This window comes from Gordonia sp. Z-3, from assembly GCF_036233855.1.
GTDB classification, from domain to species: Bacteria; Actinomycetota; Actinomycetes; order Mycobacteriales; family Mycobacteriaceae; genus Gordonia; species Gordonia tangerina.
This window is the reverse complement of record NZ_JAZARS010000017.1, coordinates 70,242-95,099: the sequence shown is the minus strand read 5'-3', so window position 1 is coordinate 95,099 and position 24,858 is coordinate 70,242. Positions and strand designations below refer to the sequence as shown.

The following is a 24,858-nucleotide window of genomic DNA, read 5'->3' as shown; positions in this document are numbered from 1 at the left end:
CGAGCGAGGCGGTGTGCCTCAGGTCGCAGTTTGTGAGTTCGCAAGTAGCCACGGGTGGTCCGGCCGCCATTAGCAGGTCGCCCAGAACGGGGCCACCCTCGAGCTATGCCTGTGGGCGAACATCGATGCACCAGGGTATCCATATTCAATTCTGAGCGGTCGGCGCCCAACGAACCATCGGCATGATCGCTGTAGGCGCCATGGACGGCAGCTACAGCCCGCGCTAGCAATGAGATGAGCTCGAGCTCAGATCCGCGCGCGACCTCTACTGCGCGCCCACTGCGACCGCTGCTGATGAATCGTCGCGGATGCTTGTCCGGCCCTCCTGCCAGATCCACCAACTGGATACGCGCTGTCAACGCCAGACAGTAAGTCGCTCGACGAATCTGGGGCACCCCGTAGATCCCCGAGTCTGAGGTTCTCGCCCCCACGTTGGCGCCGCCACCGGTCCCGGCGGCTTCTCCCTGCCAAGTTGGTTCGTGACCGGCTTTCCGGGCGTGCACGGCGACAGAATCGTCTGCCAGCGCCATGGGCAACGACCGCTGAGCATTTGCAGTGTGATGGACAACGAGTGCGAGCTGTACCGCTTCGCGGGAGCTGTCGAGCACCGCTCGCCCCAGCGCATCGACCGTAAAACCGAACGGATGGACTACCGCATGCTCGATGCCGGCTCTGCCTAAGGTCAACGATTGGATCGGCGCCATCTCGGCGGCCTCACCTACAGAGCCCTCCATCGCGCCAGGCTCTCTGACCTGGTCAGGGTAAACGGTGCGCAGCGTCCCGTGTCGCGCCGAGACATTCTCGATTAACGCCTGTGAGATTGTCTCCAGCCCCGCACAAGACCGCCGATTACGAACCTTTACTCCAGCCTGGCTGTACCTATGCCGATTCGCCTCGAACCCGACTATCAGCGATCCTGAGCCCGACTCCCCAGACACCGGATAAATGTTGGCGGTCAAATCGTCAGCAAACCTCACGGTCAGGACGCGGAAGGTCGCAGTCGCGTCCCCGCAGGACAATTCGCGGTCGAGGAGCATCAGGTTGAGCGTCGGACCAGAGCGCACCTGCGTGGACGTGCGGACCGTGCGCCCGCTGGTCTCGTTGGCGGTGACATCGGCCCAAATGCCTTCACCGCGGTACCGCTGATGCGGTAGGGCTCCCACGAGCGCGGACTGTGTGGTTCGCAGTGCGGCCGCGACCGACGAATCCGCTGTGAGTGCTTGTTGGGCGGCGCTCAGGCGAAACCGGCAGGTACGCACGCTGGGTATCACGATCGAGCGTCCTCAGGCATCAAGGCTTGAGTCCGACTCAGCGGTAAATCGACAGCTCCAAGTGAACACATCCCCACCCCGAAGAAGCGCAAGAACCCGAAAGTGATCCCCTGATCCGCGAGGTAGAACTCGTCGTCAACGGCCTTGTGCTCGCAATCAGCAGGACCGGTCCCAAAGAGGGCAGCCCGCACGCACGCTGTTAGCGCTGAGCGTGAAGAGAGAACCTTTGGCCTACTTAGCAACAGTGCTGCCGTCCGTCAGGTCTGCGCTGCTGGCCACCGCCGACTGATCGGATGGACCGTAGGTAGCCCCGTAATACCCGACTTCCGTTGTAGCGAGCGCATTCGCAACCACACCTAGAACGGGCACACCCGCGGTCTCGAGCTGCCCAAGCGCAACAGCAACATCCGCACGTTCTGTGGCGCCAGCACGCACCACCATCAGCACCCCGTCCAGCCAGTTCGACACAGTAGCTGTGTCAGCAACAGGCAAAACAGGGGGCGCGTCCACGATAACCCACTCGTACTCACTCCTCAGCCGGCTGAACACTTCCTCCGCACGGCGAGAACCCAACAACTCCGCAGGGTTTGGAGCGGCACTGCCAGCTGACACAACGTCTAGATCGCCGCTTTTCGGGGAGCGCTGCACAACGTCGTCCAACAGAACCCGCCCAGTAAGGATGTCCGTGAATCCCGCTCCCCCCGCCAACCCAAGCACTCGATGGACATTCGGACGACGTAGATCGGCGTCAACCAGCACCACCCGGACCCCTGATTCGGCAATTGCAGACGCGAGATTGACCGCGATCGTCGACTTCCCCTCACCGGCGTTTGGACTGGTGACCGCGATCGCTCTAGACGGGTTGTCGACGCTAACAAAAGACAAATTCACACGCAGTTGCCGAAACGCTTCTGCAGCCGAGCTGGCGCCAGCTCCAAAATCGAGCGGTCCCTCACCGAGAATCGGGTCGTAAGGCAGCGACGAAAGCACGGGCGTCGACGTCAACGCCTGTACGTCCGACGTGCTTCTGATCTTGGTGTCAAGACCGTTACGAACAATCACTATCAAAAGGCCGAGCAAACCACCTAGGACAAATCCAATTACCGTATTGCGCAGTGTGGCCGGACTCACAGGATCGTCCGATGCAACAGCCGGCGTAACTACCGTGACCTTCGCCAATGGATCGCCGCCCGCTGTGGGTGTTTCAAGGGTCCGCACACTCTGTACAAGGGCGTTCGCGACCGAATTCGCGAGCAAGGCCGCAGTATCTGGATCTCCGTCCAGCGCGCGAATTGTAAGCAAGACAGTGTCTTCTGAAGCGCTGGCAGAGACCGAATCTGCAACGTAGTCCGGAGAAAGACTGCCGCCTAGAAAATCAACAGCGCCGGACACTACTGATTCAGACGTAGCGAGCTTCGCATACGACGCCACACGCTGTTGCGATGCGAGCGAACCTTGATACGCACTTTGCGAAGAGGTACTCGAGCCGGAAGTAACATATAGAATTGCTGATGACCTGTACAACGGCTCCTGGAGTAGGCTATAGGACATTGCCGCAACAGCACCAATGCACGCTGCGGCAAGAACCACGCCCCAGCCTCGGAGGCAGACAGTAGCAGTCTCTCGCAGAGAATCCCATCCCGTAGATCCGCGAATCGTTTCGGCATTCATCAGTTACCCTCCGTAAATGGTCATGTCAGATGTCAACAGCCACACCGCCGCGAACAACAGCTTCCCTTGACTTTTAATCATTGATCACACTCAAACGCGGCGCATTGCGCGCGCTGATGGTCAGCCGCAGCCCAACCAATACCGTGTTCCAAAGAATCTATTCTCTCGTCGCAGAAATATACAATTGAACGGTCTAAAGGAATTCTCTTAGGACGGTACGATTGAAGATCAATACGCATTCCATCACCCGCTCTGTAGTCGGGCAAAAGTTCCATAGTGGGATAGTAGATACGCTGAGACCTAGATCCATTCATACCGATTCTCTGAAGGCGCTGCGCCTCAACCTCACCCTTGCCGGTAGGACCAAAGTAGAATTCTACAAATCCTTCTCTACGGTTCGGGGACACCTTCACATGCCAGACAATTCGAAACCACTGGTCCTCAATAACAGGAACAGACCATAACCGGTGGCTATAACTACCCTCATTCCAACGCCAGTTCGCGCGCAGTCCGAGTCGTCGAGTCAATTGATCATCTGAAAACTGCTCGAAAATCAGCGGGGCGCTCCCAAAGTAGGGTCTACCATAAAGCTGGACGTAGTTTATATGAGGCGCTGGGACCGAAAGAAACTGCGCTACCTCCCGGTCCGACATCGCTGGAAGATAGATTGACACACTCATCCAAAACTCCGAGCAGTACGGAATTCCCTGCGCGGGCGAGGACGAGAGCTGAACACGGGGGTTCGGGGTCATCGCTTCATCTGACCGCATCGCAGCTACTCTTAGCGCATTGCCACCAGCCTCCCCAGGGGCTGCCACCTCGTCCACCCCATGACCATTAACGACCGAACTGAACGTCTTTTCGACAGGCTTCGATAGATCAGGATGGAACGGAATCGGCTTTGGATTTCGCGGCATGCATTTGGACGCTGAACCGTTCATAATTGGAACCACGACAGAAAGACCAACTAGAAGAACAAGCAAGAGGCAGATTGCTAACAGTCGATTAAACGCGAGTCTGCTGCGTTTCGGCCGTGAATGGCGAGCGACGATCATCGCGCGATCCCCGGCTCACGGTTGACCGCTTGTATGCGACGATCAAATCTTGTTATCGAATCTGGGGCACCCGAACTGTAGGCACCTACGAGGATCAAAGGGCTCGCAAGAAATAGCAAGGCAGGGTAATTGTCCAGCGCATTGAATCCCGCGAGTGAAACACAGATAGACGCTAGCGCAGCCGAGATCACAAGATGACCTTTCCTGATCAAAAGCAGCAACCCAGCAACAACTCCAATGACGATCAGCGAAGCGGACAGCAAGCCTAAAGAGAGGTATAGCTGCAACCAGGAGTTCTCCAGTTGCAGACCTGAAGTAGATGCAAAGTAGAAACTTCCCGTGCCAGGGCCCGTACCAGCGAGAGCGTGTTGCACCATCATGTCGCTCGCCTCGCGGACTATCTCGGAACGATACTCGGCAGAGGCCTGACCTCCGCTCGATGAATTTCGCTGCTCGAGAATCGGCGAAGCCGCAGCTAAGAAGACTATGAGCAAACTGCCCATCCAATACAACGGCCCATAGGATCTGCCCTGGCCCGAACCTGTACGCCGTCTGCTGAACAATCCTCCCACAAGAACTACAGCAGCACCCGTAGCCAGCGCGACAACTCCTGTACGCGACACGGAAAGTATAAAGGCGCAAAAGGATAACACGATCGAAGCAAACCTTAGCAAAGGAAAACGAGATCGAGGGTAGTTTGAGAAAAGAGCGAGTATTAGACAAACTACGGACACCATCGACAATATAAGAGGATGCCCGACCGTAGAACTTGAGCGAAACACATCCCAATCCTTCTCGCGGTAATGATCCGCTAGGATTAGATTCCAGGGGTTAAAATTGAAAGCGTAGTCCAGTAAAGCAACGGCGCCTACAATAATACCGGTCCACAAGAACATAGATCTGACCCACGAATAGGGGTCGGTGTACAGATATCGCCCAATGAAGGCAGGCAGGACGATCGTAATTATGATCACCAACGTCCAGAGTAGCGATTTTTTGACATCTGTCGTGGCGATTAGGGAGACGGCGAGGGTTACGAATATTGCTGCCAATAATACTACGGATGGTTCTCGAAGAGCTGCGTGCGACCGCCTTTTAGTTCTGGACGTCATCAATAACTTGACGCACGCAGCTAAGAGAAACAGCACAGGGACGGTCAGATATCTGCCGACTGCAGTCGGCAGTCCCATCTGTCCGAGTGGAACCAGAACAAACGAAACCATCGAAAGCACTACAAGGTGTTCAGGCCTCATGACGATACATACGATGGCATAGCAAAGTAGCGCGCCAGCGCACAGAGAAACTAAATATAGGCTAGGCATGGCAGACACCCCCTCCTATCCGCGCGGACTTGCTTGGGTACATCAGGGACAAGCTTCCGAGCCGTCATGGGCCCGCAGTGCCGCCTGGCCTGCCGCAGATATAAGAGAATGAGAGCTAACCGCACTGATCTCTCGAGCCGGCGCCCCAGCGATTGTGGTCCGAGATGGTGCGTCACGGTTTACAACCGAATTCGCTCCAACAGCCACTAGATCCCCAATAGATATCCCCCCATAAAGAACCGCACCCGGACCAATATACACACCGTCGCCCAACTTCGGGACGCCACCATCTGCCACGCCGATATTGACCCCACAATGAACTGTGCACCAATCTCCTGCGCGAGTCTTTGCATTTACTATGATTGTTCCGAAGTGTGGCAGACACAAGCCACGCCCAAAGGTTCGCGGAGGAATTGTGATTCCTGTGAAGATCGAATGACGAGTCAGTCGATACCTAAAGTAGAACCGCGCCACCCGCGGCCAAAAGCCTGACATATTCAGCAAATACTCGTTGATCCTCAGCAGCCGAAGGTAGAGCACTGTCGTATTTCGAAATCGCGCTGAGAACCGCCATCTCGTCACACTATTTGCCTCCAAGTCGTCAGCCATCCATGCGAGCAACTGACTGATAGAAGCTGGTCCGCGGACCTCCCCGACGGACGGCCTTGGACTTGAACGAAATGATGAGACGCGCCACATTGGTGGATACTTCATGCTCATTCACCCACCTGGCGTCTAATTCTCGTGTGCATGCCACCCGCGGGCTCAACGCGCACCTCAGCGGACTCTTCTAGGTTCTCGAACTCCAGGTCTTCGACTTCAGCCGACACCCCAAGGCCAGCCGACGAGACTACGCGCGAAATTTGCTCTTGATGATCGTCGACATGCTCGCCGCGGCCTGTCCGTCGTGGCACAAGAACCGGTGACACCCCCAAGTCCAGCAACCGCAGCACGCTGCCGACTCCACTGTGAGACACAACTACGTCAGCGGTCTTCGCAAGCCGGTCGAACTCTTGCGCCGGCAAATACGGCCTTGCCATCCCTGGAAGTCCATCCCGATCAGTACTTCCCAGCTGCCAGAAGAAGTCGACGCTCCGGTCCTTGGAGATCTCGAGCAGTCGGTCTACCAAGGAATCAAACCTGTAATTCTTGATGGTGCCTAGGCTGACGAAGACACGTAGTGGGGGCTTGCCCTCGTCCCGCGCGACTCGCACCGCGCGGTAGTTCCCGAGAACATTTCCGTTGAAGGACCAGCGCCCACCTGACCAGCCAGCGTGCTGCGTCCATAAACTGGTCGCGAGGCGAGATCGCGAAACTATACGACCAGTCAGAGAGGGTCCGTCGACGCGGGACACGCTCTCCACATACCTAGTCTGCAGTCCGTGCATCCTTGCCGTCAGAAACGCCGGGACCGCAATAGCCGCGCCAGAACTCACGACGCCATCGAACTTTTCACGGCCGATAACTCGATTGAAAGTCGTTGAGGCCAGAAGTGCCCTGCCCCCTTGGCGCGGACCAATATCATCGATATAGATCACAGGTCGGCCCGAAAGTAGAGACCGACTTTGGGCGTTAGGAAACGTGATCCACATAGACTCGTTGGAAGCTGTGCTGGCGCCGTACCACCGATGAAGCTGCTCTAGGTGACCACCTGTAGACGCGACAAGCAATAGGCGGGGGCTCGCTGAGTCGCCCATACCGCTCGCGATGTCGCCAATGCACATTCGATCGGGCGCCAAATCCCTTGGTAGGCCGTGATCGCTGTTGATGTCTCGATCCTGCATCACGCAGCAACCTGTCCCTGTCGCGAGCTCAAGTGCTTCTGAACCTCTACACGAACGGCTTCAAGCCGTGCACGCGCAGCGGAAAGCTCCGCGAGTCGATCCGGCCTGCCACTGATCACGTTGCTGAGCGACCAACCTTCTTGGTGTTCAGGGCCATACGAACATGTGATACCCGCAGCCTCCATGTGGCGAGATATCTTTGCGTGCGAGTCTGGAAGATTGCACACCGGAGCAGCTCCTTCGGTCAAAGCCAAGATCAGGACGTGAAGCCTGTCACTGATTGCGATGGAGGAAGTCGAGAACTCCTCACGCAACCTAGACTCCTGATCAGTGTGGCCTCGGCCCTCCCAAAGGACTGCTCGGCCGCCAATCCGGTCCGCGATCTCGGCACTACGTCGTTGGTCTCTCGCCACCTGCGTCACTACGACAAGCTCATAACCATCACGGGCCAACGCTTGCACCGCGTCGAACCAGGGCTGAGGCGGCAGCGGGCGATCCCCCCGGAGCGAAATCGAAACTCGCTCTCTGTTCCCCGTCCGCATATCCGACACTGGGGTCCCCTGGCCGAACGCCAAGTCCGGCTCCGTTCGTCCACCGAATAGACGTGTGGCCAATGGTTCACGCCATACCACCGGTGTTGCAAGCCTCACGCTTGGTTCTATCAACCACCTATACAACTGGTGGTCCGTCTTAACCCCAGCGCCCACTCTTAGCACTTGCCTAGATCTGCGCGCACGAATCGCTGCCGCTGCTGGCAGCAGCGCTATATGCTCTTTCAAACCGCCCAATGACAACTGCAGCTCTCCTGGTTTGAACACGTAAGCCGCATCCCGGTTACAAATGAGCTCCTTGTACCAGCTTGAAAATGATTTCGACAGACGGACATTGCGATCTCTCAGGCCCTGCAACAAAGATTCATCGTAAGCTAGCGGCGAATCACCCACATACGCATGAACATCTTCAAGGCTTGAAAGCCAATCCAGAAGCTGGCGGCGAAGGACTATATCACCGATATTGTCGTACTGCCCGATAAGCGGAACGTAGACAGTCATGACAGTCCTCGATTTCTAGGCAGAGTACACATCGGATACAACTTCCCGCGCAGATAACTTGCTGACAGAACTGACACAATCATCCGAGCTCACCAACTGGGCTCGATTCACCGCCTGGACAAATTCCGACGGAGAACCGTATCTACTACCGTTGACGGAGTCGACAACAAGTCCGTTAGGGTCTCCACCTTCAGTAGTAACAACTGGCAAACCACATGCAAGTGCTTCCACAATCGAGCGGGAAAAGCCCTCAAACTCTGATGACATAGCGAGCAAGTCGTGCATTCGCATCAAATCACCAACTTCGGCCTTTTTTACAGCGCCTCTGAATGACACACGAGAACTCACCCCCAAGGCATGAGCTCGTTCTCGCATGAGCGGCAGGAGTGTCCCATCGCCAGCAACAGTCAAGTGGAACTCGGGCGACAGTCTGGCGAAGCACTCAATAGCGAGAATCGGCTGCTTCGCCGGTTCCACCCTGCACGCCCACAGAATTCGCCTTCTCGTCGCATGCGACTCTTCGATGACAGACTTCTGCGGGGGGTAGAACTGCGAAGAATCGAACCAGGTTGGAGAGAATCGAACGTTCCTGCTACGCTTTCTCAGCCGCTCAGCACCCGATTGGCTAAACACAACAGCAGCATCACATACTCCGACGGCCGCTGTTTCGGTGGCACGGTACAGCCACGGAACGCGACGATAGAACGACCGACTGGCAGACGAAAGGTTTGCAGTCCCGCTGCTATGTATTAGCACGATGTGCCGGGCACGTGGAAACCTAGCTTTCATCGCGACCGCGGCGTTGACCCGATGGGTCTGAACGATGTCAAAATTCGGCAGGCGTTTGCACGCGAGACCGGCATTCAGAGTCAAACTATGTGGTAGCCGACGTTTCAAATTGGAATTGTCCATCTGTGCCACGGGCATGAACATGAACTCCGTTCCCTCCAGAGTCATCTGTGTCCATTTGCCGAGCTCCTTGTTTCCAATAGCGTCAACGCCTGCGACCCAAAGTTCCTCGTCAGCCGGCCTGAACTTGATAAGGCCGCGTATACAAGTGTCAATTCCACCCGGCTTCGGAGCATCGGGATCAAACTGTTCAACAATAAGACGTCTGGTCGAACTAGCCAAGCCGCTGCCCTCCGCATGCGTAGAAAACATAAACATACTGATCACCGCAGAAGCCACTGGACTGACTGGATCAGCGAACCTTCGCTGCGGCGGGTTATAGCGGCGTACACCGCGAGAAAAACTATCGTGGATACCAACGTCTTTATAAGGAGCGAAACCACACTGACTCCACCTGAACCTGTCATCGAGGACAGAACCGCGCTGCAACCATATGCGACAACGACACCGCCAAGGAGCGCAATACAGACTCGCACCACGGTGCGGCGGTCGGTAGCCTCGTAGACGACAAGACCACCCTTCAAACCATGAAGCTTGACAGGGAGATCAATGCTGTAAGCCGCAACGAAAGAAAGCGCCAAACCTAATGCTACGTATCGATCGGGCAAGATTGCCGCCGAAGCCAAGGACAGCCCTATCCAGACAAGATTGATTCGAATCGCACTCCATAGTGGCGGCACTGCGTTCTTCATTGCATAGTGTGGACGAATCAGGATCGAGTGAAGACCAAAAGGAACAAAGCCAATAAACAAGAGCATCACCAGTTCTCCGATGAATCGCGCGGAAGATAAACTGTTTGCGCCAAACGAGTAGACAACTGTTACGACGCTTGGCCCCGCCACGATTGCCACACCGCACACTGGAGCCAGCAACGTCGTGCTACGAATCAGACACAACCTCATTAGCTTTGCCGATTCATGCTGCCGGCCCGCCGATAACTCTCGTGATAGTCGCTGAAGCATCACATTCGCAACATTAGCCACGATTATTGCTTGCGCGAAGTACAAAATCATCTGCGCATTGCTGAGGGCGGCGTACCCTCGAGATTGATTTCCTCCACTGAATCCAACGTTAAGAGCGACAACCGCAACTATGAGACCCGAAATCTGATAGCACGCAGCGGCGGCAACCGTCCAAGCGCCTGTACGAAGAGTCTCACGCAAATGCAGGCCCTTGATGGTGTGAAACCGTTTAAATCTGAATCCCACGTTTCGAGCAATCGTCCAGACCATTACCGCCTGCAAGGCAGTTCCACTCAAGGTCGCCGCGCCCAGTATCGCTATTGGCCACTGTTCGTCCCCGATGCTCGCGGCACCCCACCGCGTCGACAGGATGATTATCGCGACAGAAGCACCTATCACCAAAACACTAGAGATAGCATACGACCAAGAAACGGCCGCGAACCTACCCTTTGCATTCACTATTTGAATCAATGCGGCAATAATTGCAAAAAAGAATACCTGAGGGATGCACCAGAACGCAAACACCCTCGTTGCTTCGGAGCCGAAATCTGATTCGCTAGTTACTAGATTTCGAAGCACAACCATGAAGCATACGAAAACAACTACAGTTGCGAAAACGCCGAATAGAACGGCGGCGAGCACCAGAAAGGTTGAGTAGCGATCGCCATCAGCTTCGGACTGGCCGTATGCATCCACCAGACGCGGAACAAAAACCGCCGCGATTGTTCCTCCACCCAGAAGAAGGAATATCATGTTTGGAATATTGTTCGCAAAGTTGTACGCATCGCCGAGTACGCCCGTACCGATCGCTATGACTAGCAGCCAATTGCGCACAAAACCCAGAAGCCTTGACCCCAGTGTGCCGATCGACGCGGTAGCCGATGTCCGGCCGACCCCGTGCTCTTTGACCAGCGTGCTCATCGCCGACCTCGATCGCGAACAACCGCCAGCAATGCCGACTCGAGCGCTTCCGCGCTGCTAGTCGAAGAGAACCGCTGTAGCCATCCAGCGGGAGGAGCCGGCGTAGGTCGTCGACTCGCCTCAACCACTGCCGCGGCATAGTCACACGCACGGTCCCCGGCCGTCAGTATTCCTGTAACTTCGGGGATGATGGCGTCCGCGACGCCGAGACAGCGAGACGATGCAACGACCCATATTCTCGAGCGCGCTGCTTCGAGCAGTACGTTCCCGAACCCCTCAGATAGAGAGGGCAGCAACACTACACCGGTTCCACACTCGTCGTACCACGTGTCAGACCATCTAATCTCGCACGGGATGCCTAGCTTGCGACATCTTTCAGCCACCGGTTCGGCCAGCGGACCCTTACCAAAGAACTTTAGCCGCACCGCGTAACCCCATTCGTGCGCGACTAAGTGCGCGATATCGACTGCCAACTGCGGTCGCTTCTGCGGAACTAATCGAGCGGGAACGACAATCTCGATAACATTCTGATCCGCGCTGCGGTCAACATGAGGACGCAACGCCTCCTTTGCTAGCGAAGGGTTCGGTATGACCCATGTGCGGTCACTTGAGACGTGGTAGAGAGCCTGGGCCTCGGCGGCAACCGGATGCGAAATTGCAACGTACGCATCCGCGTGCCTGTAGGTAAGCCTCGACATCCAGTGCTTTACCCTCATTGCAAAGCCTTGCTCAGCGACGAGTGGAATCACCATATTCCGCCCGCTAATTGCGATCGCTGGTTTGCTTGCGCCTAGGAATGCGGTGGAGATAATCAGCAGATTATTCCAGTACGGCATCATAGCTAGGACTACATCTGCTTCGCATGCTCTCACTGCGCGTCTTACTTCAGATACTCGCTGCCAGAAACTGCTTCCGCCTAGTGCCACCTGGGTGAACTCTGTAGCAGCAGTCCCGGGTTTCGGGTGAGTCTGGATGACAGTCACGTGGATGCCCTTGTTCGACAGAGCTTGTGCCCAACTCTTCGCAACGAACTCAGCGCCTCCGCCAGCTAGCGAAGGCACAAGGAAGGCAATCCGTTTCAGTTGACTGACATCGTGCTGCCTCACAGGCGGCTCAGAAGTACGACTCACCCTCAGGTATCCCGACATGCCGCAGAGGCTTCAGCCCAAGCGAGGTGCCGGCGAAGCCCTTCCTTAAGATCGACCCGTGGGGACCAGCCAAGCTGTTGATAAGCAAGAGCCGTATCCCCGCTTGTACGACGTACGTCACCTTGCACGACATCGGACCACTTTATCGAAAGCCGACAATCGGCCAGCATCTCAATCGTACTGATGGCTTGGCGGAGGCTAACGTTGCTGCCGCCCGCGATATTGTAGATCGATCCCGCTTTTGTGCCACTCGTCATCGCTTTCACGTTGGCATCCACAACGTCAGTTATGTATGTGAAGTCCCGGACCTGCGTGCCGTCACCGTATACCTCAAAGGTTGGCCCCTGGAATGCAGCCGAAACTAGACGAGAAAAAGCCATGTCAGGCCGCTGCTTTGGACCGTATACGGTGAAATACCGTAGAGATACAGTGTCTATCCCGAAGTTATCGGCGTACAGACTGCAAAGGTGCTCGGCAGCGAGTTTTGTCACTCCATATGGGCTTCGCGGCTGGGGAGTAATAGACTCGTTCGTAGGATAAGTCTCCGCGTTGCCGTAGACGGACGACGAAGACGCGTAGACAATCTTCGGCGGCTCGGTCATCGAGCGAGCGGCCTCAAGAATTCGCTGAGTGGCTATTATATTGTTGTCGACATACCCGCTAAAGTCTGATCCCCATGACTTACGCACGCCCGGTTGTCCAGCTTGGTGGTAGATTCCACTTATCCCGGGGAGTATTTTGTCAAAATCCGCATTCAAAAGATCTTGGGCCTGAAACTCGAACCGTTCGTAATCGGATAGCTCGCTAACGTTTTGTTTTTTTAGATCCACGTCGTAATAGTCAGTTAGGCTATCGATACCAACTACACTATGGCCAGCCCGCAGCAGGGAATCAGATATCGCACTGCCAATGAATCCCGCGCAGCCAGTTACAAGGTACCGTGACAAGTCTAGTCCTTCTTTTCTCACATTCGCCTGGACTTCAGTCGAAGTATTTCCAACCCGCCACCTGCCATGCATCTCTTGGCAAACACAGTCGGCCATCAACTATGTTTCGCTTTCGCACCACATCGCCAACCTTGCTCGGCGAAAGGGAGGTGAACTCGTCCCATTCTGTTAAAACCATCACGACATCAGCGCCGCGACACGCGTCCAGTGCCGAAGAGGCGTAGTCGAGGGTCGGAAACTGAGACTTAGCGTTCGTCATGGCTTTCGGGTCGTACACCGCGACGGATGCGCCCTGCAACTGGATCTGCCCAGCAACGTTGAGAGCAGGCGAGTCTCGGACGTCATCCGATTCAGGCTTGAAAGCCGCCCCAAGAATAGCCACACTTGCGCCCAGTAGCGACCCACCACACACTGCGCGAGCGCGTTCCACCATTCTTGTTCTACGCCTCATGTTTACGTTGTCAACTTCGCGAAGAAAGCTGAGTGCTTCCGCCGCACCAAGCTCGCCGGCGCGAGCCATGAATGCTCGAATGTCTTTCGGTAGACATCCACCTCCGAATCCCAGCCCAGCATTCAGAAACTTCCGGCCGATCCGCGCGTCGTGGCCAATAGCATCTGCAATGGCCTTCACATCTGCATCAGCGGCGTCACACACTTCAGCGATCGCATTGATGAAAGAGATTTTCGTAGCAAGAAATGCGTTGGCTGAGTTCTTAACTAGCTCGGCTGTGGGAGGGTTAGTTACGATGAACGGAGTTTCTCGCTCGAGAATCGGTGCATAAATCTCGCGCGCTATCTCTTCCGCTTTGCCACCGGGAAACGTACCTATAACAAGCCTATCCGGTTCCAGCGTATCCTTAACTGCGAAGCCTTCACGTAAGAATTCCGGATTCCAAGCTACCTCAACATCGATGTCTTTGGCTAGTTCATCCACACGCTCAGCAAGTCGTCGGCATGTCCCGACTGGCACAGTCGATTTACCGAGTATCGTCGCATCGTCCTTTAGTAGCGGAATGAGTTGTTCGATTGCAGAATCGACGTATCGAAGGTCCGCACCGTAGTCCCCCTTTTTCTGCGGAGTTCCGACGGCAATAAAGAACACATCTGCAAAGTCTGCCGCTTCGGCATAAGAGCCCGAGATCGTCAAAGCCCCAGTCTCAATGTGCTTCTTGAGTAGGTCAGGTAGTCCAGGCTCGTAGAACGGGACATTTCCCGCGGCGAGGGCACTTCTCTTTTCATCGACGACTTCGATACCCAGTACTTCATGGCCAAGTTCGGCCATGCACGCCGCGTGAGTGGCTCCAAGATAGCCCAGGCCAAGGACAACCATTCGCATTAGTAAGCTCCGTCTTTCGCTAGTACGGCTCGCGCCGTCTTCCATAGAATTTGCGCATCTTGCATGATCGACCAGTTTTCGACATAGGAAAGATCAAGCCGCACAGACTCTTCCCATGACAAGTCGGATCTTCCGGAGACCTGCCACAGCCCAGTCATGCCCGGCTTCACGAGCATGCGTCGGGCTACGCGCCCGTCGTACCTCTCTACCTCGTCTGGGAGCGGGGGACGAGGACCGACCAGACTCATGGATCCGCCCAGGACGTTGAACAGTTGTGGCATTTCGTCGAGGCTGTAGCGCCTGATGACCGATCCAACTCGCGTGACCCGAGGGTCGTTACGCATCTTGAAGAGGACTCCGGACCCCTCGTTGACCGCATGCAGTTCCGCCTTGAGTGAGTCGGCATCGACAACCATTGACCGAAACTTCCACATCTCGAACGGAACGTTGTTCAAACCCACTCGCGTCGCGCGGTAGAAGATGGGCCCAGGCGAGTCAAGCTTGATCGCGATGGCCACAGCGATCAGAACGGGCGCGATGAACAACAGGATCAGCGCCGCCCCAACCCGATCGACAACCGCTTTTCGAAACCGGTTGGCGCCCTCGTAGCGCGGCTTGTCGATGTGAAGCATGGGCAGGCCGGCTACTGGCCGAAGCATCATTCGGGGTCCGGCTATGTCTGCGACTCCGGGAGAAACAACCATATCCACATTGAGGCCTTCCAGATCCCATGAAAGACTCTGCATCGCTGTGTGCCCTAGAGCCTCAGCAGATGTGACTGCCACCGTTGTCGCACCGGCATCGGCAACTGATTGGCAGACGTCGTCGAAGTCACCGTAGATCTTGACCTTGTGGTCACCGACCCTTATGTCCTGCCTATTGCCGCTGTGCGTAGGCAAGCACATGCCGACAACCCGATAGCCCAGACCAGGATTGCGAATCAGGCGCTCGATCAAAGGGATGCTGGACCTGGGCTCGCCGACGACCAGCACGTGCTCGAGATTCTTCGACTGCGCCCGCAGCCGCCCAAGTCGCTTGCGCCAAAGCCACCGGGAGGTCACGAGCCCCACGGTCCCGACAGGCAAAGCGATAGCCAAGAAACCTCTCGCGATGTTCAACCGGAAGAGGAGATCCAGCATGGCGAGGACGCCGAAGACAGACAGACACGCGGTGACTATCCGGCTGTACTCTTGCGATCCCGCCCCGACGACGCGGCGGTCTAATGTGTGGAACGCACGCAACGTGCTCACCCAGGCGATGCCGAGCGAAAGAGACACCAGCGCGGCCGGCGCGCCGGTTGCTCCGTTTGGGAGCGTCGCACCGTCCGCGCCGAAGCGCGCGATCTGGGCAATGGCGATAGCTGTCGCAACCACCAGGATGTCCGACCACGCCAGTCGCACAAGGTACCCGTGCATCCACGAGCGCGAATGTGCCTGAGCACGACTCACAGAACGCAACCGCAGTACGCGACTGTCATCCTCGCGAGCCCCCCCGAAGGCTCGACTATTGACCACTGCACAACCTCCCCGACTAGGTAGTACCACGCAAGATTTACATACGAATGTGAACAACAGGTGCACGAAAGCGAGATCGCCTTCGATAGCCGCCCTCAGCCATTTCCTTGACTGATGTGGATGGTGCGAGCGTAAGCGAGGCTAAGTGCTTTGACAACCTGAAAATCCATGTGCGGAGCTGGGATTTCTTTCACTACCGTTGCGTCACAACGCGCGTTGAAGGGCGGATGTGAAGATCTCGGCTCAGCAGGTAGACGTCGCGTGGTCGTAGCGCAGTCCCATGATGTACCGACCGTAAAGCGCTGTTACTCAGCGTTATTGGGTCCGCAGAGGCTCACCCTGGGTGGGTGCAGCTTCCCAACCACGCACCTGGACCCGATTTGCATAGCGTCGCCAACACGCACCAGAAGTGCCTCGCGATCACGAACACAGGGCCCCTTTAGAATCTCGAGTCGCGGGTTTCTTTCCTTTACTTTCTCGCTCGATCACCACCACGCGCGTAACCCAATGTTGACATCCGTAGCGCAAGAATGTGTCGACGGCAAAACAAGGGATCGTTGCATCAAGGCTGCATTCTCGCCGTTGGCCGCACGTTTGAGACTCATGTCACAGCATCACGCATGGGGTCACCGACGTCTCAATCAGATTCGATTTTCAATGCAACGACCGTTGAGCATCTGCGAGCTTTTCCCGCACGGACTGCAAATGATCCGCAGTCGCCTCTGCACAGACGTAATCGTCAGCAGCACAAGCTATTCCGTCAGCAGTATTTGTTTCCGGAATAGCCTCTCCCTATCTCGACGCATTTTGGTCAACGGCCGTTGTGATTTCGCATCTCGACTGGATATTTGCGCAATTTGACGCAACAATCTGCGTATGCGTCCTCCGCAACCGACGCCACCCACTCACCTGTCCCGCCGCTCCATGCTGCGCGCGACCCTGGCCGGCACCGCCGCGCTCACCGTCGGCGCCTGTAGCTCCGAGTCGACCGGGGCGTCGACACAAACACGTTCCTGGGGTGCCTATATCCCCAGCGTGGTGCCGGCACCGTCGCAGGAGTCGCCGATCTCCCGGCTCGCCACACTCGCCGAGATCCACCCCACCTACATTCACCGCTACGCCTTTATCGACGAACCCGCACCCATCACCGACTTCGACATCATCGCCGCCGCAGGCGCCACTCCCCTACTCACGCTGGAACCGGGCGTGGCCGACGGCGGACCGAATCAACCGCAGTACTCACTACAGCGCGTCGCGAATGGCGCCTTCGATGACACATTGCAGCGCTGGGCCTTTGAACTCACCTCCTGGGGCAAACCGTTACTCGTGCGGTTCGCCCCCAAGATGAACACCCCCTGGTATCCGTGGTCAGTCGGCGTCAACGGCAACACCCCTGAGCTCTACCGCGCCGCCTGGTCACGCATGCGTGCCCTGTTCGACATGGCCGGCACCGCCACCATCAAATTCTTGTGGGCGCCGTACGCACTGACCGACCAAGCCGGCAGCTTCGTCGAGGCCTACCCCGACCCGAGCGAGGTCGACTACCTCGGTCTCGACGGTTACAACTGGGGCGATGTCCCCGGCCACCGGTGGACCCTGCCGTCGGACCTGTTCGACCGCAGCCTCGAGGTGATCACCTCCCTCGACGGCAACCATCCCGTCTTGTTCACCGAAGTGGCCTGCGCCGCAGCCTGGCCCGGCCGAAAGGCCGCCTGGATACGGGATCTGCGCACCGTCGTCGCCCAGCATCCTCGCGTCGAAGCGCTGCTCTGGTATCAGGCCGAAGACCGCGACCGCGACTGGCGATTCAACACCACCGACGACAGCATCCGCGCCTTCCGCAGCATGCTCGCCCACCTGATCAACCGCACCTGACCGGACCCGAACGCACCGACAAAGGAGTCCCCGCATGAGCAGCAGAATCCGCCGCATCGCCACCGGCTCGGCGCTGGCCGCCCTCGTCGCCGGCCTGCTGGCACCGACCGCATCGGCAGCACCCGGCGACGTCACCGTGGCACCCACCGTCAGCGGCAACACCGTGGCACTGACCGCGCACAACGACTCCACCAAACGCGTCGGCTGCGAGATCTTCGGCGTACCCGCCGACAGCGAACTCTCGGCCGGCAACCTCGCCTTCGGCTACCAAACACCCGAACAGCTCAACGCGCTGATCGTTGCCGGCTCCAGCAAGAAGCTGACGATGCGGGTGTCGGTCGGCGACCCGCCGTCGCCCACCGGGTCCACCACCATTGCCGACGGGAGCTACGACATCTACTGGGGATGTCGCACCGTCACCCTCCCACCGGTCGACCCGACCGCCGAGGAGTACTGGGGGACCACTCCCCCGTTGCCTGCGGGGGCGGCAACGGGGGCCACGCCGGTACGGGTCGAGGTTCCCAGTGAGGCAGCGCCGACCAGTGCGCCCGCGCCGGAGACCACCACACCGCCGATCGAGATGCAGAAGGTGTGCGTGTTCGGGTATTGCTTGCCGGTGGCGACGGGGTCGTGAGGGTGCATAGCTGACGCGGAGCATGTCACGTGCCCGGAAACCCCTGCGGCAGCGGCGCGGGATAGTCGAGCTTGAACCGCGGACCCGGTGACTCACCACGCAACACGGCGCTGATCCACGCTTGGGCCGGCACCCAACCGGCGGCCGCGTTGGCCACGTGCTCCGGTAGAGGCACGGTCGCGAAACGCAGGTCAGCCCCCGCTGCCCAGTACTTGCGCACCACCGGCAACACCACCGTCGACGGCGGGATCAGCTCGTCCCAGATGCCGTGGAACCAGAGCACGGGGGTATCGGGAATGTGCTTGTCCAGGCTCAACTCCTTCAGCAGCGACATCACTCCGGGTGCTTTTTCCAGAGTCTTGCCCGGCTGAAAGTAGTCGCGGATCGGTCGCCACATACCGGTCATCGCGGCGGTGTACACACACCGGTCGCCGAGGTCGGCAACGATGGCCCGCCCCGCCGGTGTCAGCAGCGCGTCGGCGTCGAAGATCTTCGGATACTCGCGTGACAACGCGGCGAAGCCCAGCCACATCGTGAAATTGCTGATTCCGGTAACTCCCGGTTGCGGGCCTGTGGCGTAGCGGGCCTGCGCCACCAGGTCTGCGGGCGCCCCGCCCATGGCGGTGCCGACTATCTTGACGTCCGGCGCGTAGGTCCGGCGGAGGCCGGCCGCCCGGATGGAACCCGATCCGCCGCCGGAGTATCCGTAGAGTGCAAATGCTGAGTCGCGTAGGCCAAGTGTCTTGTCGTTCCTCACTGCGCGCAGACTGTCCAGCACCATCTTGCCTTCGTCCCAGGTGCTGAACGTGTTGAACTTGCCGTCGAAGTCCGGGATGTTCACAGCGAATCCTTGTGCGAGCCAACTTGTTGCCAGCGTTGCCTCTTTGAAGGTGCCGGTCTGCAGGGTGTGTGACGGATTGCAGGATGAGTTGGTGGAGTCGATGGCCTCCTGGAACGACACGACGGGGCGAGGACTCCCCTGCCAAGGAATGCCCGGGACGATCACCGACGTCGCTGTCACGATCGGTTTGCCGTGCGCATCCTCGGATCGGTACAACAACTGCTTGGTGTGCACCGGGAACGGGATGCCCAGCACGCGCGTCTGGACAGTCCGCGTCCGAACGACCTGACCTGGCTCGTAGGCGGAGATGTTCGGCGGGTCGCGGTACCACGGATCTTCATCCGGGGTGGGTATCGGGAGCGCGCGGTAGATGTCTGGCTCACGCGGCAGTTGAGGCAACTGATTCTGATTCGGCGGGAAGGTGTCCGGGAATGTCGGTGCCGCTTCCGCGACGGCGGCTGTGAGTGCCGCCGCGGTTACGAGCGCAGCGGTCATCAGTACCGTCACCACTCGACGAAAAGCTCTCTCCCGCAAGCCCCTACCGCGCGTGCGCCTGCGCAGAGCCGCATCAAAGTTTCGGTTGTTCACGCGCCGCCCCCCGTCGTTGGTGATGTAAGCCACAGCAGTACAACACACGCGCCTTTTATTAACAAGAGCTCTTGTTCGTAATTGCTTCTACACTTTCGAAGGTGACCGGAAGAGCACGAGGCGCTGCGCCGTCGTCATCAGGACGACGCATCAGAGGTATGGACGCGACCGAGCGTGCGCAACAACGCCGTGAGTTGATCCTCGACGCGGCGCTCGACTTGTTCGCCCGGGAGGGGTATGCGAACTCGTCGATAGAGGCGATCTGCCAGATGGCCTACGTCGGCAACAAGGCGTTCTACGAGCACTTCTCCACCAAGGAGGCGTGTTATCTCGAACTGCTGCAGCGCAACACCCACTCGATCTTCGAACGGCTCTACGCGATCCCCGACGAATCGGACGAGTCCGAGGCCGATCTCACCCGACGGTTGTTGACCAGTTTCGTCGATGCCTTGGCCGATGACCCCCGCGTCGGAGTGGTCACGTTCGGTCAGTCGGGTGGGATCTCACCCACCGTCGAGCGACAACGCCGCGCCAACCGCCGCCAGGCCGCCGACCTGGTCCGCTCGGTATGGACGCGGTTCGACGCCGCCATCACCGACGACGATAATCACCTGGCGGTCGCGGCCACCGGCGGGATCTTCGACCTCATCGCCGACGCATTGGACCAGTCCGACGGTGCCTTCACCAGCGAAACCCGCACCCAACTGGCGGATGCCATGACCGACTTCATGCTCACCCTCCGAGCGGGGATGCGCGCTTCGCGGTGACATCACTCGATGGCTACGGTCCTGTGGACTATCTGGCCTGCCGACGACAGAGTTGCCGTTCTCAATTCGTCTGAATGACGCAACCTGACCGATCTCCCCGTCGCCGGACGTTCGCATGCGCTAGCGTCGGGCCGCCACAGGCGACGATGGGAGAGATCGATGCGGTACCGGACCCCACGGTTCTTCACACTTCACCGAGCACTGACCGCCGCCGTGTTGAGCATCGTCCTGATCGCGACCGCATGTGCCACGTCCGGCGAACCGCAGTCGGCGTCCGACTCCTCGACCGGGTTGTCGAACATGGAGCAGACCCAGGAGTTGGCGGGCCCGGGAACGCGGTGCGGCACGGTCACATTCGCCAGCGGCACACCCGGCAGCGTGGTGGTGCAGTCCGGAGCGATGCAGTGTACGGCTGCGGTCGCGCTCATCAACCGGTACTTCACCGATCCGTCGCTGGTGCGTCAGGGCAACACGAACTCGGCGGTGTTCGACGGATGGACATGCGTGAGTCCCACCGCGGCGGCGGCAGAGATCGCCGGATACGGAACAAAATGTGAGAGCAACGATGCGACGCTCATCGTCGTTCCTCAGGATTCTGGCGCAGGAGCTCAGACACCGAGCGGCCCAGCGTGTACCGCCGAGGCGATCAGTGCGGACCTTGGGCAGCCGATCATCGTGTCGCCACGCTGTTACGACGGCTGGGCACACGTGACGTGGAGTGCGGTGGGTGACGGCTCGGGACTGGCACACATCGTCGGCGGGAAGTGGGTGCTCTACACAGCCTTCCCGACCATGAAGTGCCCAGACGAGGCCCGCGCTGACGGTGTCCCCGAGGCAGAGCTGGGCAACTTCACCATGTGTGCGCGGGACTCGCAGGGCGAGGCCGCGGGCGATGGTGCCGGCGACCTCGGGCTGTCGGTGCCCATCACCCGACCCGCGTGCGACGGTCTCGGCATCGTGGTGGTCTACAGCGCCACCAACCCCGGCAGTTACGCCACAGAGGTCGGCAACGCCCTCGCCGCACATCCGGGCGCGAAGTACCTGCGCACAGACGAGTCGTGCCCGTCACTGCGCCAGCAGAGCGATGAGGGCAATCCGATTTATGCGGTCTACAAGCCGACCGGCTACTCGCAGTCGGAGGTGTGCGCTGCCGTTCGGCGTGAGAACGACGACGCGTACGGGAAATGGCTCGACATGACGACCGACCCGCAGGTCATCATCAGTTGTTAGAGAAACTCCAGGGTGCCGATCGGAGTCACAGTGGCCATCTGATCTCGGGAAGTTTGATGTCCGGCAGCTTCACCTCCGGGATCTTCACCCCGAGGATGTCGATCTTCCCGATCGCTATCACGTCGCCGATCGTGTCCAGCAACACCTGCGCCGCGGCTCCCGGCAGTTCTTCCCAGAACGCCTCGGGATTCTCCCGCATGTATGCGAAGGTCTCGTCGATCGAATCGAAGTCGATGTCTTCGATCGCCGCGTTCAAGACAAGCGCCGTCTGAAGGACGGTGCCGCCCACCGTGACCATGATCTCCGCCGCGATCGGATGGTCGATCAGACCGAAGAACGTGCTCGCCCTCGACAAGGCGAGTTGAGGGTCGCTCTCGTCGTAGAAGAACTGCGTGATGTCGGCGATCCACTCGAACCTGTCCAAATCGATTCCGGGTGTGTTCGGTGTCGCCAGTGGCGTCCCTCCCCCGGCGCCTCCGGATTCGCATAGCCGAACTTGATACCGCTGCCAGCTAGCCCGCGTCGTCACTTTTGGTCGAACACCCGGGCGCCGGTGTCGATCCTGGCCGTGTCGAACAGCGCGGTGCCCAGCATCACCGGCAGCCGGCCAAACCTGGGCGATCGCCACAGGCTTCCTTTCTTGAAGCTACGTCTGCGTCCAATTGGCATTGATTCCCGAGGAGCCCGCGGTCTTGGCGATCGTGCAAGGCTCACCCGGCCTGATCACCGTGAGAACCTGCTCGGAGCAGGCGCCGCCAACGGAATGACCACTGCCACATCGGCATCACTGTCGTCGTGGATGATGCCCTTTCAATTTCACGCGGTCGACATCATCGGCCCGCAAGGTCATGGCAGCCCAATTCGACGTTGATCACCACCGGCGCCAACTGTCGTCAAAACGGAGGATAGTGCCGCTTCTTCCAACTCATCTAATCTTGACCTGAGTACATCAAGAATGAGGAGCGAATAGCGCATGATAGCCCGAAACGGATTGTTTCGACGAGTGATTCTCGGAATAGTGGCGGCTTTCTGCGCCCTACTCTTCGTGACCGTATCTTCGCCGGCAAATGCGGCCACCTACAAGAACTTAGCGGCAGGGAAGCAGGTAACGGACTCCAGTGTCGTCAGCACGCTGACCTGGTCTGCGCATCCTCAATTTCGGCTGGGTGTCGGCGCCTCGTTGGGCCGTGGATCTACGCAGACCACCTGGTATCACATCCAGATGAAAGACTTCTCCGGACGAGTTGTGTTCACCGAGCGGTGGAATTTCGGTTGGAGGCAATGGACGGTTGGCAAGAACGTCGCAAAGGTAGTGATCACGCGAGATTGCCGGTGCAACGGTGGAATCAACTTCTTCTACCGATACTGACTCCGATCTTCATGGTGGTGCTGATTCTGACCCGGACCGCTTGGTTCGCGAACGACTTCTGAAATCACATGATGCGCCTTGCCCGAACCCCGGGAAACTGACCAGCTTCTCAATACACCCAGCGGGTTGGCATCCGGCGTCAGCAACGACGACTCCGGCCCCACCCCATCTACCTACCGCGATCAGTAGGCATATCAACACCCGCCCGTTGGCGACAGGTAGTACTTCGGCCAGCTCGCCACCTGGCGCTCGGTGGCATCGGGCTGATAGTTGCCGCGCAGCGGCTGTGGTGGCCCGGAAGCTGCCCCAGGGTGTCCGGATCGCCCGATCACGAGTCCACCTCGAATGCGTGCCTCATCACCCATTGGCAAGACGGGAATGAACCGCACCGATCTCCTCGTTGCGCGAATGGTCAACACATCGTCGAACAATGAGGTGCAGTCGTGCAGATCGGAATCATCGGTGCAGGATTCATCGGCGGAACACTGACCCGTCGCCTGACGGCCCTGGGCCATCAGGTTCGCGTGGCGAACTCGCGGGCCCCGGAGACGCTGGCCGAGCTGGCCGCCGAGACCGGTGCCACCGCGGTGTGGGCGGCCGATGCCGCACAGGACGCGGATCTGGTGATCGTCAGCATCCCGCAGAAGAACACCCCCGACCTTGCGCCGGGAATTCTCGACGCCCGCAAGGAGAATGCGCCGGTCATCGAGACCAACAACTACTACCCGCAGCAACGTGACGGCAAGATCGAGGCGATCGAGAACGGCACACCGGAAAGCGTCTGGGTGTCGCAACTGCTCGGCGTACCGGTGTACAAGGTATTCAACGGCATCTACTGGAAGCACCTGCTGGAGAAGGGTGCGCCCGCCGGAACCGACGGACGAATCGCGCTTCCGATCGCCGGCGACGACCCGACCGGCAAGGAGATCGTGTCCCGGATCGTCAACGAACTCGGCTTCGACCCCGTCGACGCCGGTCCGCTCGCCGAGTCCTGGCGCCAGCAGCCCGGAACCCCGGTGTACGGCAAGGATTACGACATCGAGAACACACTCAAGGCGCTGGCCGAGGCATCGCCGGAGCGTTCCGTGGAGTGGCGGGCCTGACAACGCAGCGGGCCCGACTCGGTGAGTCGGGCCCGTCCGCGATCGGTGTTGCCTAGCCGGTGGCGGCTGCAGCCAAGTTGCCGAGGGTGTCCTCGAGCTGATCCTCGGTGACCAGCGGGAACTTCACTTTCTCGAGGAGGTCTTTGTCGGTGACCTTCGACCAGTCGTAGGTGTGGCGCACCAGAGTGGTACTCGGCCCCTGCGATTCCAACTCCCAAAGCCATTCCCACCCGGGCGGCTCGGTGCCGGCCGGCGCGGTCTGCCAGGCCAGCAGCTTGTCCTTGGCGTATCCGGTGACGTGGTTGTCGGTCTGATAGTCGCCGCCCATGTGGGGGCCATTCATGTTCATGGTGAACACGTCACCCACCTGCTGGATGCGATCGGCGTGGTCGACGCTGCGCACAAACCCGGACCCGTCCAGGTCAGGGTGACGTTCGGGATTGCTCAGCACGTCGAATACGGCGTCGACGGGCAGGTCGATGACTCGTTCGACTGTGACGCTCGTTTGTTCACTCATATCTCCACCGTGCCGAAAGAATGGCATTTCGGCAACGACACG

21 protein-coding genes are annotated in these 24,858 nt (G+C 58.7%); 7 read left to right on the top strand and 14 right to left on the bottom strand.

The features are described from left to right. The first annotated feature begins 479 nt into the window (after positions 1-479). Entirely contained in the window at positions 480-680 is a 201-nt protein-coding gene (locus VX037_RS18885; protein ID WP_328715399.1) for a hypothetical protein, read from the top strand. Positions 681-1,502: 822 nt separating this feature from the next. Here the strand turns inward: VX037_RS18885 and VX037_RS18880 are convergent. From VX037_RS18880 to VX037_RS18860, 11 genes are all read right to left on the bottom strand, one after another. Continuing rightward, a complete protein-coding gene (locus VX037_RS18880) occupies positions 1,503-2,861 on the bottom strand; it encodes a polysaccharide biosynthesis tyrosine autokinase (protein WP_328715397.1) in 1,359 nt (452 codons plus the stop codon). A 1,132-nt stretch (positions 2,862-3,993) separates the two neighbouring features. Beyond that, positions 3,994-4,734, bottom strand: a complete 741-nt coding sequence (locus VX037_RS23780; protein WP_442903712.1) for an O-antigen ligase family protein — start codon at positions 4,732-4,734, stop codon at positions 3,994-3,996. A gap of 627 nt (positions 4,735-5,361) precedes the next feature. Continuing rightward, the gene (locus VX037_RS23775) at positions 5,362-5,814 is read right to left on the bottom strand and encodes a serine O-acetyltransferase (protein WP_442903711.1); all 453 of its coding nucleotides are present in this window, start codon (positions 5,812-5,814) and stop codon (positions 5,362-5,364) included. Positions 5,815-6,035: 221 nt separating this feature from the next. Continuing rightward, a complete protein-coding gene (locus VX037_RS23770; RefSeq protein ID WP_442903706.1) occupies positions 6,036-6,359 on the bottom strand; it encodes a glycosyltransferase in 324 nt (107 codons plus the stop codon). A gap of 743 nt (positions 6,360-7,102) precedes the next feature. After that, positions 7,103-8,155 (bottom strand): polysaccharide pyruvyl transferase family protein, encoded by a 1,053-nt coding sequence (locus VX037_RS23765; protein WP_442903705.1) that lies wholly within the window; start codon positions 8,153-8,155, stop codon positions 7,103-7,105. A 15-nt stretch (positions 8,156-8,170) separates the two neighbouring features. Then, positions 8,171-8,944 (bottom strand): glycosyltransferase family 4 protein, encoded by a 774-nt coding sequence (locus VX037_RS23760; protein ID WP_442903710.1) that lies wholly within the window; start codon positions 8,942-8,944, stop codon positions 8,171-8,173. A 383-nt stretch (positions 8,945-9,327) separates the two neighbouring features. Then, positions 9,328-10,947: a murein biosynthesis integral membrane protein MurJ gene (murJ, locus tag VX037_RS18875; RefSeq protein ID WP_328715395.1), complete on the bottom strand. Its 1,620-nt coding sequence runs from the start codon at positions 10,945-10,947 to the stop codon at positions 9,328-9,330. Continuing rightward, positions 10,944-12,095, bottom strand: a complete 1,152-nt coding sequence (locus VX037_RS23755) for a glycosyltransferase (RefSeq protein ID WP_442903704.1) — start codon at positions 12,093-12,095, stop codon at positions 10,944-10,946. Before VX037_RS23755 ends, murJ begins: the two co-directional genes overlap by 4 nt. Then, the gene (locus VX037_RS18870) at positions 12,080-13,063 is read right to left on the bottom strand and encodes an NAD-dependent epimerase/dehydratase family protein (RefSeq protein WP_328715394.1); all 984 of its coding nucleotides are present in this window, start codon (positions 13,061-13,063) and stop codon (positions 12,080-12,082) included. The genes VX037_RS23755 and VX037_RS18870 overlap by 16 nt, the downstream gene beginning before the upstream one ends. Before the next feature lie 13 nt (positions 13,064-13,076). Beyond that, positions 13,077-14,378 carry a UDP-glucose dehydrogenase family protein gene (locus VX037_RS18865; protein WP_328715392.1) on the bottom strand — a complete coding sequence of 434 codons (1,302 nt, stop codon included), beginning with the start codon at positions 14,376-14,378 and terminating at the stop codon, positions 13,077-13,079. Continuing rightward, entirely contained in the window at positions 14,378-15,793 is a 1,416-nt protein-coding gene (locus VX037_RS18860) for a sugar transferase (protein WP_328715390.1), read from the bottom strand. Before VX037_RS18860 ends, VX037_RS18865 begins: the two co-directional genes overlap by 1 nt. 975 nt (positions 15,794-16,768) lie before the next feature. Between VX037_RS18860 and VX037_RS18855 the strand changes: the two genes are divergently transcribed. Beyond that, on the top strand, positions 16,769-17,767 hold the full coding sequence (locus VX037_RS18855; protein ID WP_328715388.1) for a glycoside hydrolase family 26 protein: 999 nt from the start codon (positions 16,769-16,771) through the stop codon (positions 17,765-17,767). A 34-nt stretch (positions 17,768-17,801) separates the two neighbouring features. Continuing rightward, entirely contained in the window at positions 17,802-18,401 is a 600-nt protein-coding gene (locus VX037_RS18850; RefSeq protein ID WP_328715386.1) for a hypothetical protein, read from the top strand. 25 nt (positions 18,402-18,426) lie between these two features. On the opposite strand, the gene VX037_RS18845 is transcribed toward VX037_RS18850, so the two are convergent. Further along, positions 18,427-19,737 (bottom strand): lipase family protein, encoded by a 1,311-nt coding sequence (locus tag VX037_RS18845; protein WP_328715384.1) that lies wholly within the window; start codon positions 19,735-19,737, stop codon positions 18,427-18,429. A 251-nt stretch (positions 19,738-19,988) separates the two neighbouring features. Between VX037_RS18845 and VX037_RS18840 the strand changes: the two genes are divergently transcribed. Together VX037_RS18840 and VX037_RS18835 are read left to right on the top strand one after the other, a co-directional pair. Further along, positions 19,989-20,597: a TetR/AcrR family transcriptional regulator gene (locus VX037_RS18840; protein ID WP_328715382.1), complete on the top strand. Its 609-nt coding sequence runs from the start codon at positions 19,989-19,991 to the stop codon at positions 20,595-20,597. Positions 20,598-20,756: 159 nt separating this feature from the next. Then, the gene (locus VX037_RS18835) at positions 20,757-21,827 is read left to right on the top strand and encodes a hypothetical protein (RefSeq protein ID WP_328715380.1); all 1,071 of its coding nucleotides are present in this window, start codon (positions 20,757-20,759) and stop codon (positions 21,825-21,827) included. A 25-nt stretch (positions 21,828-21,852) separates the two neighbouring features. On the opposite strand, the gene VX037_RS18830 is transcribed toward VX037_RS18835, so the two are convergent. Beyond that, positions 21,853-22,251 carry a hypothetical protein gene (locus VX037_RS18830; RefSeq protein ID WP_328715378.1) on the bottom strand — a complete coding sequence of 133 codons (399 nt, stop codon included), beginning with the start codon at positions 22,249-22,251 and terminating at the stop codon, positions 21,853-21,855. A 129-nt stretch (positions 22,252-22,380) separates the two neighbouring features. On the opposite strand from VX037_RS18830, the gene VX037_RS18825 reads away from it, so the two are divergent. Beyond that, complete coding sequence (locus tag VX037_RS18825) at positions 22,381-22,698, top strand: hypothetical protein (RefSeq protein ID WP_328715377.1); 318 nt, start codon at positions 22,381-22,383, stop codon at positions 22,696-22,698. 941 nt (positions 22,699-23,639) lie between these two features. Next, a complete protein-coding gene (locus VX037_RS18820; RefSeq protein ID WP_328715375.1) occupies positions 23,640-24,299 on the top strand; it encodes an NADPH-dependent F420 reductase in 660 nt (219 codons plus the stop codon). A gap of 52 nt (positions 24,300-24,351) precedes the next feature. Here the strand turns inward: VX037_RS18820 and VX037_RS18815 are convergent, their stop codons facing one another. Further along, positions 24,352-24,816: an SRPBCC family protein gene (locus VX037_RS18815; protein WP_328715373.1), complete on the bottom strand. Its 465-nt coding sequence runs from the start codon at positions 24,814-24,816 to the stop codon at positions 24,352-24,354. Positions 24,817-24,858: the final 42 nt, after the last annotated feature.

Excerpts from the sequence above, each read along its gene's own strand:
- VX037_RS23780 (WP_442903712.1), bottom strand. The coding sequence starts at position 4,734 with ATGGTGTCCGTAGTTTGTCTAATACTCGCTCTTTTCTCAAACTACCCT.
- VX037_RS23775 (WP_442903711.1), bottom strand. The coding sequence starts at position 5,814 with ATGTCAGGCTTTTGGCCGCGGGTGGCGCGGTTCTACTTTAGGTATCGA.
- VX037_RS23770 (WP_442903706.1), bottom strand. The coding sequence starts at position 6,359 with ATGGCAAGGCCGTATTTGCCGGCGCAAGAGTTCGACCGGCTTGCGAAG.
- VX037_RS23765 (WP_442903705.1), bottom strand. The coding sequence starts at position 8,155 with ATGACTGTCTACGTTCCGCTTATCGGGCAGTACGACAATATCGGTGAT.
- VX037_RS23760 (WP_442903710.1), bottom strand. The coding sequence starts at position 8,944 with ATGAAAGCTAGGTTTCCACGTGCCCGGCACATCGTGCTAATACATAGC.
- murJ (WP_328715395.1), bottom strand. The coding sequence starts at position 10,947 with ATGAGCACGCTGGTCAAAGAGCACGGGGTCGGCCGGACATCGGCTACC.
- VX037_RS23755 (WP_442903704.1), bottom strand. The coding sequence starts at position 12,095 with ATGTCGGGATACCTGAGGGTGAGTCGTACTTCTGAGCCGCCTGTGAGG.
- VX037_RS18865 (WP_328715392.1), bottom strand. The coding sequence starts at position 14,378 with ATGCGAATGGTTGTCCTTGGCCTGGGCTATCTTGGAGCCACTCACGCG.
- VX037_RS18860 (WP_328715390.1), bottom strand. The coding sequence starts at position 15,793 with ATGCACGGGTACCTTGTGCGACTGGCGTGGTCGGACATCCTGGTGGTT.
- VX037_RS18855 (WP_328715388.1), top strand. The coding sequence starts at position 16,769 with ATGCGTCCTCCGCAACCGACGCCACCCACTCACCTGTCCCGCCGCTCC.
- VX037_RS18850 (WP_328715386.1), top strand. The coding sequence starts at position 17,802 with ATGAGCAGCAGAATCCGCCGCATCGCCACCGGCTCGGCGCTGGCCGCC.
- VX037_RS18845 (WP_328715384.1), bottom strand. The coding sequence starts at position 19,737 with ATGACCGCTGCGCTCGTAACCGCGGCGGCACTCACAGCCGCCGTCGCG.
- VX037_RS18840 (WP_328715382.1), top strand. The coding sequence starts at position 19,989 with ATGGACGCGACCGAGCGTGCGCAACAACGCCGTGAGTTGATCCTCGAC.
- VX037_RS18835 (WP_328715380.1), top strand. The coding sequence starts at position 20,757 with ATGCGGTACCGGACCCCACGGTTCTTCACACTTCACCGAGCACTGACC.
- VX037_RS18815 (WP_328715373.1), bottom strand. The coding sequence starts at position 24,816 with ATGAGTGAACAAACGAGCGTCACAGTCGAACGAGTCATCGACCTGCCC.